Annotated in this window: 11 protein-coding genes and 1 pseudogene; 11 read left to right on the top strand and 1 reads right to left on the bottom strand. The window is 70.8% G+C overall.

What is annotated here, in order from left to right; translation table 11 throughout:
- From ABZU46_RS26750 to ABZU46_RS26700, 11 genes and pseudogenes are all read left to right on the top strand, one after another.
- Window positions 1–223, top strand: a pseudogene (locus ABZU46_RS26750) (NADH-quinone oxidoreductase subunit NuoE); the annotation flags it as partial.
- On the top strand, window positions 220–1536 hold the full coding sequence (nuoF, locus tag ABZU46_RS26745; protein ID WP_344360932.1) for an NADH-quinone oxidoreductase subunit NuoF: 1317 nt from the start codon (window positions 220–222) through the stop codon (window positions 1534–1536). The pseudogene ABZU46_RS26750 and the gene nuoF, both read left to right, overlap by 4 nt.
- Window positions 1536–4043 (top strand): NADH-quinone oxidoreductase subunit G, encoded by a 2508-nt coding sequence (locus ABZU46_RS26740; RefSeq protein WP_354862056.1) that lies wholly within the window; start codon window positions 1536–1538, stop codon window positions 4041–4043. The genes nuoF and ABZU46_RS26740 overlap by 1 nt, the downstream gene beginning before the upstream one ends.
- Window positions 4044–4104: 61 nt before the next feature.
- Window positions 4105–5457, top strand: coding sequence for an NADH-quinone oxidoreductase subunit NuoH (gene nuoH / locus ABZU46_RS26735; protein ID WP_354862054.1), 1353 nt, complete (start codon window positions 4105–4107; stop codon window positions 5455–5457).
- A gap of 1 nt (window position 5458) precedes the next feature.
- Window positions 5459–6100: an NADH-quinone oxidoreductase subunit NuoI gene (gene nuoI, locus ABZU46_RS26730; RefSeq protein WP_354862052.1), complete on the top strand. Its 642-nt coding sequence runs from the start codon at window positions 5459–5461 to the stop codon at window positions 6098–6100.
- Window positions 6097–6867 (top strand): NADH-quinone oxidoreductase subunit J, encoded by a 771-nt coding sequence (locus ABZU46_RS26725; RefSeq protein WP_354862050.1) that lies wholly within the window; start codon window positions 6097–6099, stop codon window positions 6865–6867. The genes nuoI and ABZU46_RS26725 overlap by 4 nt, the downstream gene beginning before the upstream one ends.
- A complete protein-coding gene (gene nuoK, locus ABZU46_RS26720) occupies window positions 6864–7163 on the top strand; it encodes an NADH-quinone oxidoreductase subunit NuoK (protein ID WP_007454601.1) in 300 nt (99 codons plus the stop codon). Before ABZU46_RS26725 ends, nuoK begins: the two co-directional genes overlap by 4 nt.
- A gap of 11 nt (window positions 7164–7174) precedes the next feature.
- Window positions 7175–9100, top strand: a complete 1926-nt coding sequence (gene nuoL, locus ABZU46_RS26715) for an NADH-quinone oxidoreductase subunit L (protein WP_354862048.1) — start codon at window positions 7175–7177, stop codon at window positions 9098–9100.
- A 64-nt stretch (window positions 9101–9164) separates the two neighbouring features.
- The gene (locus ABZU46_RS26710; protein WP_354862046.1) at window positions 9165–10700 is read left to right on the top strand and encodes an NADH-quinone oxidoreductase subunit M; all 1536 of its coding nucleotides are present in this window, start codon (window positions 9165–9167) and stop codon (window positions 10698–10700) included.
- Window positions 10697–12250, top strand: a complete 1554-nt coding sequence (gene nuoN / locus ABZU46_RS26705) for an NADH-quinone oxidoreductase subunit NuoN (RefSeq protein ID WP_354862044.1) — start codon at window positions 10697–10699, stop codon at window positions 12248–12250. Before ABZU46_RS26710 ends, nuoN begins: the two co-directional genes overlap by 4 nt.
- A 90-nt stretch (window positions 12251–12340) precedes the next feature.
- On the top strand, window positions 12341–13426 hold the full coding sequence (locus ABZU46_RS26700; protein ID WP_354862043.1) for a polyprenyl synthetase family protein: 1086 nt from the start codon (window positions 12341–12343) through the stop codon (window positions 13424–13426).
- 92 nt (window positions 13427–13518) lie between these two features.
- Here the strand turns inward: ABZU46_RS26700 and ABZU46_RS26695 are convergent.
- Window positions 13519–14179, bottom strand: a 661-nt coding sequence (locus ABZU46_RS26695; RefSeq protein ID WP_354862042.1) for an MFS transporter, incomplete at its 5' end; no start/stop codon positions are given.

Below are 14179 nucleotides of genomic sequence, written 5' to 3'. Positions count from 1 at the left end.
CGCCCGCGCCCCGCCGGCGGGGGGGGCGCCTCCGCCGCCGGCCCCGGACGACGCCCCGGCGCACCGGCCCCCCGGCACGGCGGCCAACCCGCCGGCCGGCGACGGCAAGCCCGCCGGCGACGACGCCGGGGCGCAGGAGCGCAACCTCACCGAAGCGAAGGCCGGAACGGACGCCGACGGCGCCGAATCGGCCGACGCGAGCGAAACGGGGGCCCAGAAGTGACCACTCCCCGCCCGGAGACGCTGGCCAAGCTGACGCCGGTGCTGACCAAGCGCTGGCTGTCGCCGGACGCCTGGCGGATCGGCACGTACGAGCAGCTCGACGGCTACGCCGCGCTGCGCAAGGCGCTCAAGGCCCACCCGGACGACCTGATCCAGCTGATCAAGGACTCCGGGCTGCGCGGTCGGGGTGGCGCCGGCTTCCCCACCGGCCTCAAGTGGGGCTTCATCCCCCAGGGCGACGGCAAGCCGCACTACCTGGTGGTCAACGCCGACGAGGGCGAGCCGGGCACCTGCAAGGACCTGCCGCTGATGACCCACGACCCGCACGCGCTGGTCGAGGGCGTGATCATCGCGTCGTACGCGATCCGGGCCAGCCGCGCGTACATCTACATCCGGGGCGAGGCGGTACACGCCGCGCGCCGGCTGCGCAACGCGGTCCAGGAGGCGTACGACAAGGGCTACCTCGGCCGCAACATCCTGCGCAGTGGCTACGACCTGGAGCTGGTGGTGCACTCCGGCGCGGGGGCGTACATCTGCGGCGAGGAGACGGCGCTGCTGGACTCGCTGGAGGGGTTCCGGGGTCAGCCCCGGCTGCGCCCGCCGTTCCCGGCCACCCACGGCCTGTACGCGAGCCCGACGGTGGTGAACAACGTTGGCACCATCGCCAGCGTGCCGCCGATCGTGCTCGGTGGGGCCGACTGGTGGAAGACCATGGGCACCGAGAAGTCCTCCGGGCCGATGATCTACTCGCTCTCCGGCCGCATCAACAACCCCGGCCAGTACGAGTGCTCGATGGGCGTCACGCTGCGCGAACTGCTGGAGCTGGCCGGTGGCATGCAGCCGGGCCACAACCTGAAGTTCTGGACCCCGGGCGGATCGTCCACCCCGCTGCTCGCCGCCGAGCACCTGGACGTGCCACTGGACTTCGAGGGGGTGGCGGCGGCCGGCTCGATCCTCGGCACCACGGCCACCCAGATCTTCTCCGACCAGGACTGCCCGGTCTACGCGACGTACCGGTGGCTGGAGTTCTACCACCACGAGTCGTGCGGCAAGTGCACCCCGTGCCGCGAGGGCAACTACTGGATGGTCCGGGTCTACCGGCGGATCCTCTCGGGTCAGGGCACCCACGAGGACCTGGACACCCTGCTGGACACCTGCGACAACATCCTCGGCCGCTCGTTCTGCGGCCTCGGTGACGGCGCGACCAGCTCGGTGACCTCGTCGCTGAAGTACTTCAAGCAGGACTACCTCGACTACATCGAGGGACGTACCGCACCCAAGCTGTCGGAGAAGACCCTGGTAGGGGCGCACTGATGACCGACGTAGCCAAGCAGACCGAAACCGTCACCCTCACCATCGACGGCGTCGAGGTCACCGCCCCGAAGGGGACGCTGCTGATCCGGGTCGCCGAGCAGATGGGCACCGAGATCCCCCGGTTCTGCGACCACCCGCTGCTGGCCCCGGCCGGCGCGTGCCGCCAGTGCCTGGTCGAGGTGGAGGGGCAGCGCAAGCCGGTCGCCTCCTGCACCCAGACCGTCGCCGACGGCATGGTGGTCCGCACCCAGCTCACCTCGCCGGTCGCTCAGAAGGCGCAGGAGGGGGTGATGGAGCTGCTGCTGCTCAACCACCCTCTGGACTGCCCCATGTGTGACAAGGGCGGCGAGTGCCCCCTGCAGAACCAGGCGATGTCCACCGGCCGCACCGACTCGCGCTTCCACGAGCACAAGCGGGAGTACGAGAAGCCGATGGCGATCAGCAGCCAGGTGCTGCTGGACCGCGAACGTTGCGTGCTCTGCCAGCGGTGCACCCGGTTCTCCGAGGAGATCGCCGGCGACAAGTTCATCGACCTGATGGGCCGGTCGTCCGCCGAGGAGATCAACATCTACCGGGACGACGCGTACGGCGAGCAGGGCGACGCCGGAGACGTGCCGTTCAACTCGTACTTCTCCGGCAACACCGTGCAGATCTGCCCGGTGGGCGCCCTGACCGGCGCCCAGTACCGGTTCCGGGCCCGCCCGTTCGACCTGGTGTCCAGCCCGAGCGTCTGCGAGCACTGCTCGGCCGGCTGCGGGCAGCGCACCGACTGGCGGCGCGGCAAGGTGCTGCGCCGGCTCGCCGGTGACGAGCCGGCGGTGAACGAGGAGTGGAACTGCGACAAGGGCCGCTGGGGTTTCCAGTACACCCGGGCCGCCGACCGCCTGACCAACCCGCTGGTCCGCGACGAGCACACCGGTGAGCTGCGGGAGGCGTCCTGGAGTGAGGCGCTGACGAGGGCCGCCGAGGGGCTGCACGCGGCCCGCGAGAGCGGCCAGGGCACGGCGGTGCTCACCGGCGGTCGGCTGACCGTCGAGGACGCCTACGCGTACGCCAAGTTCGCCCGGGTCGCGCTGAACACCAACGACATCGACTTCCGGGCCCGCCCGGTCTCCCGCGAGGAGGCCGACTTCCTGGCCAGCTCGGTCGCCGGGGTCACCGACGTCACCTACACCGACGTGGAGAACGCGCCGGCGGTGGTGCTGGTCGGCCTGGAGCCGGAGGAGGAGTGCCCGATCCTCTTCCTGCGGCTGCGCAAGGCGTACCTCAAGAAGACCCTGACGGTGTACGCGCTGGCGCCGTTCGCCACCCGCGGCCTGGAGAAGCTCGGTGCCAAGCTGGCCCGGGTCGTGCCGGGCGAGGAGGCCAGCGTGCTCGCCGAGCACGCCACGGTCACCGAGGCGCTCAGCGCCCCGGGCGCGATCCTCATCGTCGGTGAGCGGCTGGCCAGCGTGCCGGGTGGGCTCTCCGCCGCGGCGGACGTGGCTCGCCGTACCGGCGCGAAGCTGGCCTGGGTGCCGCGGCGTGCGGGTGACCGCGGCGCGGTCGACGCCGGCTGCCTGCCCAACCTGCTCCCCGGTGGCCGGCTGGTCACCGAGCCGGCCGCGCGGGCCGAGCTGGGCGAGGCGTGGGACATCCCGGCCGGGGTGATCCCGAGCCAGGCCGGTCGGGACACCGACGGCATCCTGGCGGCGGCCGCCAACGGGCAGCTCGGTGCGCTGGTGGTCGGCGGTGTCGACCCGGCCGACCTGGCCGACCCGCGGCTGGCCGAGACCGCTCTGGACGCGGTGCCGTTCCTGGTCAGCCTGGAACTGCGCGCGAGCGCGGTGACCCGGCGGGCCGACGTGGTGCTGCCGGTGGCCCCGGTGGTCGAGAAGGCTGGCAGCTTCCTGGACTGGGAGGGTCGCCTGCGTCCGTTCGAGGCGGTGCTGAACACCGCCGCGATGACCGACGGCCGGGTGCTCGACGCGCTGGCCGCCCTGCTCGACGTGCGGCTCGGCACCGCCGACGTGCCGAGTGTGCGTCGGGAGCTGGGCTCGCTGCCGGCCACGCGCACGTCCCGGCCGTCCGCGCCGTCGGTGTCGCCGGGGACGGTGCCGCACCCGCGTGCCGGGGAGGCCGTGCTGGCGACCTGGCACCAGCTGGTCGACCTCGGCACCCTGACCGACGGCGACGAGCACCTCGCCGGCACCGCCCGCCCGCCGGTCGTCCGGCTGGGCAAGGGCACCGCCGAGGCACTCGGTGTGGCCGACGGGGACGCGGTCACGGTGGGCACCGACCGCGGGGCGCTGACCCTGCCGGCGGAGCTGACCGAGATGCCGGACGGCGTCGTCTGGCTGCCGACCAACTCACCCGGTTCGACCGTGCGGCGCAGCCTCGGGGCGACGTCCGGCGCGGTCGTCCGGATCTCCGTTCCCGCACCGAGCGCGACCGTTCCGGCCGGGCGGGTCGCAGCGGACGAGGCCGGTCTTCCGGGTCCGCTCCTCAACACTGGTGGTAACCCGTGAGTGCGAGGAGTGAACGAGCGCAGCGAGTGAGCCCCGCAGTCGCGAACGAAAGGTGGGCACAGTGACTCCGTCACTCCTGGCCCAGGACCCGACGCTGGCCGACTTCGGTCGGGATCCGTGGTGGCTGGTCCTTGGCAAGATCGTCTTCGCGTTCGCCTTCGGTCTGCTGGCCACCCTGCTCGGTGTCTGGTTCGAGCGGCGCGTGGTGGGCTACATGCAGGTGCGGCCCGGCCCCAACCAGGTCGGCCCGTTCGGCCTGCTGCAGACCCTCGCCGACGGCCTCAAGATGGCCTTCAAGGAGGACATCCTGCCGAAGGCGGCCGACAAGGTCGTCTACTTCTTCGCCCCGACGATCTCGGTGATCTGCGCGGTCACCGCGCTGTCGGTGGTGCCGTTCGGCCCGATGGTGAGCATCGCCGGGCACCACACGCCGTTGCAGGTCACCGACGTGCCGGTGGCGGTGCTGCTGCTGCTGGCCTGCTCCTCGATGGGCGTCTACGGCATCGTGCTGGGCGGGTGGGCCTCCGGCTCGACGTACCCGCTGCTCGGCGGTCTGCGGTCGAGCGCCCAGATGATCTCCTACGAGGTCGCCATGGGGCTCTCCATCGTGGCCGTCTTCATGACCGCCGGCACGATGAGCACCAGCGGGATCGTCGCCGCGCAGGGCGACGCCACCCGGCTGACCCTCTTCGGCACCGAGATCCCGGCCCCGGGCTGGTACGCGATCCTGCTGCTGCCCAGCTTCGTCATCTTCTTCATCGCCACCGTCGGCGAGACCAACCGGGCGCCGTTCGACCTGCCCGAGGCCGAGTCCGAGCTGGTCGCCGGCTTCATGACGGAGTACAGCTCGCTGAAGTTCGCGCTCTTCATGCTCAGCGAGTACGTCGCGATGGTGACCATGTCCGCGGTCACCACCACGCTGTTCCTCGGCGGCTGGCGGGCGCCGTGGCCGATCACGCTCTGGGAGGGCGCCAACTCCGGTTGGTGGCCGATGCTCTGGTTCTTCGGCAAGGTGATCGCGCTGGTCTTCGTCTTCGTGTGGCTGCGTGGCACGCTGCCCCGGCTGCGCTACGACCAGTTCATGCGCTTCGGCTGGAAGGTGCTGCTGCCGATCAACCTGGTCTGGATCCTGGTCCTGTCGGGCCTGCGCTCCATCGAGGACTGGGACTCGCGCGGCAAGCTGATCGCGGTCGGCATCCCGGCCGGCGTGCTGTTGCTCGCCACCCTGTTCTGGCCGAATCGTCGCCCGCAGCCCAAGCCGACCGCGCAGGAGCAGGTGGACAGCCGGCCGTACGGGAGCTTCCCGCTGCCACCGATGGATCTACAGGTACCACCGAGCCCGCGTATCACGCGCGTGGTCGCCGAGCGGGAGCCGGCCAACATCGTCGCCGGCTCGGACTCCAGGGAGGTGTGACGTGGGCGCGATCACCGGAACGTTCAAGGGATTCGGTGTCACCTTCTCGCACATGTTCAGGAAGGTCGTCACGACCGACTATCCGTTCAAGCCGCCGGTGTCGGCGCCGCGCTACCACGGGCGGCACATCCTCAACCGGCATCCGGACGGCCTGGAGAAGTGCATCGGCTGCGAGCTGTGCGCCTGGGCCTGCCCGGCGGACGCGATCTACGTCGAGGGCGGCGACAACACCGACGAGCAGCGCTTCTCGCCCGGTGAGCGGTACGCCAGCACCTACCAGATCAACTACGCGCGGTGCATCTTCTGCGGGCTCTGCATCGAGGCCTGCCCGACCCGTTCGCTCACCATGAGCAACGAGTACGAGCTGGCCCGGGACAACCGGCAGGACCTGATCTTCACGAAGGAGCAGCTGCTCGCTCCGCTGCTCGAGGGCATGGAGCAGCCGCCGCACCCGATGCGCCTGGGTGACAGCGAGAAGGACTACTACGTCGGCGCGCTGGACAACCCGGGCACGTCCGCCGGTGCCGAGACGTCCCCCATGAGCCCCGGCCGCTACCAGGTCGAGGAGCACCCCGGCGTGACGTTCCCGGGCGCCGAGCAGGCCGCCCAGCGCGCGGCGGCCGGCAAGGGAGAGGGAGCATGACCACGTCTACGGTGCTGGCCGCGGCGGGCGGGGTGTCCGGCGGCGAGGAGGTCACCTTCTGGATCCTCGCGCCGCTCGCGCTCATCGGCGCGATCGGGATGGTGGCGGCCCGCAACGCGGTGCACTCGGCGCTCTGGCTGGTGCTCACGATGCTCTGCCTGGGCGTGTTCTACGTACTCCAGGCCGGGCCGTTCATCGGCATGGTGCAGATCATCGTCTACACCGGCGCGATCATGATGCTCTTCCTGTTCGTGCTGATGCTGGTGGGCAGGGACGCCTCCGACTCGTTGATCGAGACGCTGCGCGGTCAGCGCGTCGCCGCGATCCTGCTGGGGCTCGGCTTCGCCGGTCTGGTCGGCACCGCCGTCTACAACGCCATGGACAAGACCACGGCGGTCGGCCTGGACCAGGCCAACGCCGAAGGCAACGTGCAGGGCATCGCCCGGCTGCTGTTCACCAAGTACGTCTTCGCGTTCGAGCTGACCTCGGCGCTGCTGATCACTGCGGCGGTCGGCGCCATGGTGCTCGCGCACGTCGAGCGGCGTAAGCAGGACAAGGTCGACCAGCCGTCGACGATGCGGGCGCGCTTCGCGCCGGGCAACTACCCCGGCCCCAAGCCGGGCCCCGGCGTCTTCGCCACCTCCTCCTCGGTGGCCACCCCGGCGCGGCTGCCGGACGGGCGGCTCACCGAGCGGAGCACGCCGGACATCCTGCCGGTCCGCGAGCTGACCGCGCAGGAGACCACGCTGAAGGGGACCGACCAGTGACGCCCAATCATTACCTCGTGCTGGCGGCGGTGCTGTTCACCATCGGCGCGTCCGGGGTGCTCATCCGGCGCAACGCGATCGTGCTGTTCATGTGTGTCGAGCTGATGCTCAACGCGGCCAACCTGACGCTGGTCACCTTCAGCCGGATCAACGGTGACCTCAACGGCCAGATCATGGCGTTCTTCGTGATGGTGGTGGCCGCGGCCGAGGTCGTCGTCGGCCTCGCGATCATCATGTCCATCTTCCGGACCCGGCGCTCGGCGAGTGTCGACGACGCCAACCTGCTCAAGTACTAAGGGGCAAGCGAGTGGAAGAGACTGTGCAGTACGCAGAGGCCACGGGCTTGCTCGGCAGCGTCTGGCTGCTGGTGGCGATCCCGCTGGTCAGCGCGGCCATCCTGCTGCTGCTCGGCCGGCGGGCCGACCGCTGGGGGCACTGGTTGGGCGTCGCGGCCATCGGCGCCGCGTTCGTGCTCGGGCTGGCGTCCTTCTTCCAGCTGCGCGGCCTGGAGAACAAGTCGGCCGAGCTGAGCCTCTGGGACTTCATCGCGGTCGGTGACCTGCGGGTCGACTTCGGCCTGCTGTTCGACCCGCTGGCCGCGGTCTTCGTCCTGCTGATCACCGGCGTCGGGTTCCTGATCCACCTGTACGCCGTCGAGTACATGGCGCACGACGCTGGTCGCCGCCGGTTCTTCGCGTACTTCAACCTGTTCGTCGCGGCCATGCTGCTGCTGGTGCTCGGCAACAACTACGTGATGTTGTACTTCGGCTGGGAGGGCGTCGGTCTGGCGTCGTACCTGCTGATCTCCTTCTGGTACGGGCGGCCGAGCGCCGCCACGGCCGGCAAGAAGGCGTTCCTGATGAACCGGGTCGGCGACACCGGCCTCGCCATCGGCATCTTCATCATGTTCGCGACCCTGGGCACCACCCAGTACGACGAGGTGTTCAACGGTGTCGGCGCGTTGACCGGCACCACCGTGTTGGTGCTCGGCCTGCTGCTGCTGCTCGGTGCGGCCGGCAAGTCCGGCCAGTTCCCGCTGCAGGCGTGGCTGCCGGACGCGATGGAGGGCCCCACCCCGGTGTCGGCGCTCATCCACGCCGCCACCATGGTCACCGCCGGTGTCTACCTGATCGCCCGGTCCAACCCGATCTTCTCCGCCAACTCGACGCTCCAGCTCGTGGTGGTCAGCGTCGGCGCGCTCACCCTGCTGATGGGTTGCGTCATCGGCGCGGCGAAGGACGACATCAAGCGGGTGCTGGCCTGGTCGACGGTCAGCCAGATCGGCTACATGTTCCTCGGCGTCGGCCTCGGCGGTGGCGCGTACGCGCTGGCCATCGTGCACCTGCTGGCGCACGGCTTCTTCAAAGCCAACATGTTCCTGGGCGCCGGCTCGGTCATGCACGGGATGAAGGACCAGGTGGACATCCGCCGCTTCGGTGGGCTGTCGACGTACATGAAGGTCACCTGGCTGACGTTCATGATGGGCTGGCTGGCCATCATCGGCATGTTCCCGTTCTCCGGCTTCTTCTCGAAGGAGCCGATCATCGTGGCCGCCTTCGAGCGGGAGGACTGGACCGCCTGGCTCTTCGGCGGTGCGGCGCTGCTCGGCGCCGGACTGACCGCGTTCTACATGACCCGGCTGTTCGTGCTCACCTTCCACGGCCCGAAGCGGTGGACCGAGGACATCGAGCACCCGCACGAGTCGCCGAGGCTGATGACCATCCCGCTGATCCTGCTGGCGGTCGGCTCGGTCGGCGCCGGTTTCCTGCTCTCCACGTCCGTTCCGGACTGGCTGACGGCGACCGCCGGGCTGGGCGGCGAGCACGCGGAGCACGAGGCGGTCCTCGCGCACGGCGTGATCACCGCGCTCTCGCTGCTGGTGACGGTGCTCGGCGCCGGGCTGGCCTGGTTCCTGTTCCGGGCCGGTACGGCCACCGCGCCGCAGCCGGCCGGGGTGCTGGTCACCGCCGCCCGGCGCAACCTCTACACCGACGCGGTCAACGAGGCGGTCTTCGAGAAGCCGGGCATCTTCCTCACCCGGGCGCTGGTCTTCCTCGACAACCGGGGCATCGACGGGTTGGTCAACGGTCTCGCCGCCGGCGTCGGCGGCGGTTCGGGCCGGCTCCGGCGGCTGCAGACCGGTTTCGTCCGCTCGTACGCCACCTCGATCCTGGCCGGTGCGCTGCTGGTGATGGCGGCGTTCCTGGCGGTGCAGGCGGGGTGGTTGGCGTGATCGACCTGAATACGCCCGCCCCCGCCGGCGGACCACGCATCCACGACGGAGGTAAGGCCGCATAATGTCCAACTTCCCGTTCCTCTCGGTGCTCACCGTGGCGCCGCTGGTGGGCGCCCTGGTGGTGGCCTTCCTGCCGCGCCACCGGCCGGAGCTGGCCAAGCAGGTGGCGTTCGTCTGGTCGCTGCTGGTGCTGGTGCTCTCGGTGGTGATGTGGGTCAGCTTCAACGCGGGCGGTGACCGGTTCCAGTTCCGGGAGTCGTACTCCTGGATCCCGAACTGGGGCGTCCGCTTCACCTTCGCCGCCGACGGCATCGCGCTGGTGATGCTCATGCTGATCGCGGTGCTGGTGCCGCTGGTGATCCTGGCCTCCTGGCACGACGCGGAGTCCTCCAAGCGGTCCATCCCGGTCTACTTCGCGCTGCTGCTGATCCTCGAGAGCACGATGATCGGCGTCTTCGCCGCCGCCGACGTCTTCCTGTTCTACGTGTTCTTCGAGGTCATGCTGGTGCCGATGTACTTCCTGATCGGCAGCTACGGCGGCCACCAGCGGCAGTACGCGGCGGTGAAGTTCTTCCTCTACTCGCTGGTCGGCGGTCTGTTCATGCTGGCCGCGGTGATCGGCCTCTGGGTGGTCGGCGGGAAGACCTTCGACTGGCAGGCGCTGTCGCAGGTGGACATCAGCACCGGCACCGAGCGGTGGCTGTTCCTCGGCTTCTTCCTCGCGTTCGCCATCAAGGCCCCGTTCTTCCCGTTCCACACCTGGCTGCCGGACGCCGGTGGCGCCGCCCCGGCGGGCGCCGCCGCGCTGCTGGTCGGTGTGCTGGACAAGGTCGGCACGTTCGGGATCCTGCGCTACTGCCTGCCGCTGTTCCCGGAGGCGTCGAAGTGGTTCGCGCCGTGGGCGCTGGCGCTGGGCGTGATCGGCATCATCTACGCGGCGCTGCTGGCGGTCGGCCAGAACGACCTCAAGCGGCTCGTGTCGTACACGTCGATCGCGCACTTCGGGTTCATCGGGGTGGGTATCTTCGCCTTCACCACGCAGGCCGGTACGGGCGCGGTGCTCTACATGCTCAACCACGGTCTGGCCACCGGCCTGCTGTTCCTGGTGGTCGGCATGCTGATCTCCCGGCGTGGCTCGTCGTTGATCAGTGACTTCGGCGGCGCCGGCAAGCTGGTCCCGGTGCTCGCCGGTGTGCTGTTCTTCGCCGGTCTCGCCTCGCTCGCGCTGCCCGGCACCGCGCCGTTCATCTCCGAGTTCCTGGTGCTGATCGGCACGTTCACGGTGAACAAGCCGGTGGCGGTCATCGCCACGGTCGGCATCATCCTGGCGGCGGCGTACGTGCTGTGGATGGTGCAGCGCACCACGCAGGGCACGCTCAATCCGGCGCTGACCGAGGTCGACGGGATGCGCCGGGACCTCAACCTGCGCGAGAAGGTCGTGGTCGCCCCGCTGGTCGCGCTGATCGTCCTGCTCGGCTTCTATCCCAAGCCGGTCACCGATGTGATCAACCCGGCCGTCCAGGCGACCATGGACGACATCGGCAGAACCGACCCGGCCCCGACCGTGGGCGGCACCGTCCAGGAGGCGGCAAAGTGACCGAGTTGAAATTGCCGTCGCTCGACTACGCGGCACTCGCCCCGATCATGATCATGCTGGGCACCGCGTTGCTCGGTGTGCTGGTCGAGGCGTTCGTGCCGCGCCGCTCGCGGCACGTGGTGCAGCTGACGTTGGCGCTGCTGGCCGTCCTCGCCGCGCTGACCATGGTGGTCCTCAACGCCGACGACCGGCTCGTCACGGCCGGTCAGTCGATCGCGGTGGACGGGCCGACGCTCTTCCTCCAGGGCGCCATCCTGGTGCTGGCCGCGATGGCGCTGCTGCTGATCGGTGACCGTTCCGTCGAGCGGGGCGGCGCGTTCGTCGCCCAGGCCGCGGTGACCGCCGAGTCGGCCGACGACCGCAAGCAGGCCGAGGGGCGCAACGGGCTCACCGAGGTGTACCCGCTCGTCACGTTCGCGATCGGCGGCATGCTGATCTTCGTGGCGGCGAACGACCTGCTGACCATGTTCATCGCGCTGGAGGTCTTCTCCCTGCCGCTCTACCTGCTCTGCGCGCTGGCCCGCCGCCGGCGTCTGCTGAGCCAGGAGGCGGCGATGAAGTACTTCCTGCTCGGCGCGTACGCCTCGGCGTTCTTCCTGTTCGGGGTGGCCCTGATCTACGGCTTCACCGCCGGTGTTCCCGGCCGGTCGGCCGGGGTCGACTTTGCCACCGTCAACGCGGCGGTGAGCGAGTCGCCGTCCAGCCCGGTGCTGCTCTTCGCCGGCATGGCGCTGCTCGCCATCGGTCTGCTCTTCAAGGCCGCGGCGGCCCCGTTCCACGTGTGGACGCCGGACGTCTACCAGGGTGCGCCGACCCCGGTCACCGGCTTCATGGCCGCCTGCACCAAGGTCGCGGCGTTCGGCGCGCTGCTGCGCGTCTTCCACGTCGCGTTCGAGGGCGGGGGTTGGGACTTCACGCCGGTGCTCGGTGCGGTGGCGGTGCTGACCATGCTGGTCGGCGCGGTGCTCGCGGTCACCCAGACCGACATCAAGCGGCTGCTCGCGTACTCCTCGATCGCCAACGCCGGCTACCTGCTGGTCGGTGTGCTGGCGCCCTCCAAGGTCGGTCTCACCGGCACGATGTTTTACCTGGTCGCGTACGGCTTCTCGGTGCTGGCCGCGTTCGCGGTGGTGACCCTGGTGCGTGACGCCGACGGGGAGGCCACCCACCTGTCCCGCTGGGCCGGGCTGGGGCAGCGCTCGCCGTTCTACGCCGGGCTGTTCACGTTCATCCTGCTGGCGTTCGCCGGTATCCCGCTGACCAGCGGCTTCACCAGCAAGTTCGCGGTCTTCGGGCCGGCGTGGGAGAGCGGGCACGTGTGGCTGGTGGTGGCCGGCGTGCTGACCAGCATGGTGCTGGCGTTCCCGTACCTGCGGGTCGTGGTGATGATGTGGCTGTCCGAGCCGGGCGAGTCCACGCCGACGGTCACCGTGCCGGGCGGCCTCACGTCCGCCGCGCTGATGGTCGGCGTGCTGGCCACCCTGGCGCTGGGTGTCGCCCCTGGTCCACTGCTCGACCTGGCTACCGGAGCCGCAGAATTCGTGCGGTGAGACGTACCTCGGACACCGGGGGCCGGCGCGCGACAGCGTGCCGGCCCCCGCTGCGTATCCCCGACCCGGAGCAGGTCGAACGGGTGTGGCATGGTTGATGGTGTGGTGATTCCGGCTGGCGAGCGTTCAGGTGCCACCGGTTCCGGCGGTCGCCGGGGTCGGGCGAGCACGAGTCAGTTCGGCGCGCTCGGCCTCCATCTTGCCGATCCCCGCGTCGAGGCGTCCGTGCTGGGGCTGCTGGACGCGGTCGAGGTCGAGCTGCGGGCCAGTGTGGCCAGCGCCGACCCGTTCGTCACCGAGGCGGCCCGGCACCTCCTGGAGGCCGGCGGAAAGCGGTTCCGGCCGCTGCTGGTGGCGCTCGGCGCTCAGTTCGGCGATCCGTCGGGCGCGCAGGTGGTCCCGGCGGCCGTGGTGATGGAGCTCACCCACCTGGCCACCCTCTACCACGACGACGTGATGGACGAGGCCGCCGTGCGGCGGGGCGCACCGAGCGCCAACTCGCGTTGGACCAACTCGGTCGCCATCCTGGTCGGCGACTACCTCTTCGCCCGCGCCGCGGACATCGCGGCCGATCTGGGCCCCGAGGCCGTCAGGTTGCAGGCGCGTACCTTCGCCCGCCTGGTGCACGGTCAGATCGCGGAGACGGTGGGTCCGCGCGCCGGGGAGGACCCGGTCGCGCACTACCTGAGCGTGATCGCCGAGAAGACCGGATCGCTGATCGCCACGTCGGTCCGGTTCGGCGGCATGTTCGGCGGCGCCCCGGCCGAGCAGGTCGAGGCCCTCGCCGGCTACGGCGAGACGATCGGCGTCGCGTTCCAGCTCACCGACGACCTGCTGGACATCGCTTCCGAGTCGGTGCAGTCGGGCAAGACGCCCGGTACGGACCTGCGCGAGGGTGTCCCGACGCTGCCGGTGCTCTACGCCCGTGCGGCCGACGACTCCGACGCCGCGTCGGTGCGGCTACGGGAGATCCTGGCGACCGGCCCGTTGACCGACGACGCGCTGCACGCCGAGGCCCTGGGGCTGCTCCGGGAGAGCCCGGCGCTCAAGCGCGCCCGGGAGACCGTGCGCAGCTACGCCGAGGACGCCCGCGCGCGCCTGGCCCCGCTCCCCGCGAGCGCGTCACGCCAGGCGCTGGAATCGCTCTGCGACTACATCGCCGACCGCACCAGCTAACCCCCCACCCCCACCCCCACCCCCGGCCGTCACTCGGTTGATCATGAAGTTATTGCCCCGACACGCCGTCTGATCGGGCAATAACTTCATGATCACGCGGGGTTGGGGCGGGCTGCGGTCAGGAGGCGGCTGCCCGCCAGCATGAGGGCGGCGGCGAGCAGCATCGCCACCGCCGCCGTGGCCCACATGGCCGGGTAGCCGAAGTGGGCGGCGAGCGGGCCGAGGCTCAACGGGCCGAGGCAGCCGCCCGCGTACACCCCGGTCTGCGTGATCGAAGTGGCGGCGGCCGGGGCCTGCGGGTGCAGCCGGACCACCGCGAAGTTCATGAGGCCGGGCCACGCCCAGCCCAGGCCGAAGCCGAGCACCACGCCGGCCACCAACGGCACCGGGCCGGCCACCGCGAGCAGACCGAGCCCGGTCGCCCCGACCACCAGCATCGCGGCGATGAGCGCGACGTGACCGCTGGCCCGGCGGTCGGCCAGTCCGCCGGCGCCCACCCGGGCGGCCACGCAGACCGCGCTGCCCAGGGTCAGGGTGAGGCCGGCGAGGCCCGGCGAGAGACCCCGGGCGGCGGCCGAGTCCACCAGGAAGGTGCCCAGCGCGTTGGCCGCGCCCGCCGCCAACGTCGCCGCCGCGCCGAGCACCACCAGCGCCGTCGTGGCCCGGCCCGCGCGCGTCGCGTCGGCCCGTCGGTCCCGGCCGGGCAGCAGCCGGGGTACCGCCGCCAGGGTCGTCAGCGCCGCGACGGCCGCG

This window comes from Micromonospora sp. NPDC005197 (assembly GCF_040608295.1).
Taxonomy (GTDB): Bacteria; Actinomycetota; Actinomycetes; order Mycobacteriales; family Micromonosporaceae; genus Micromonospora.
Note: the sequence above shows the minus strand (reverse complement) of the source record. Positions and strands in the feature narration are given on the sequence as shown.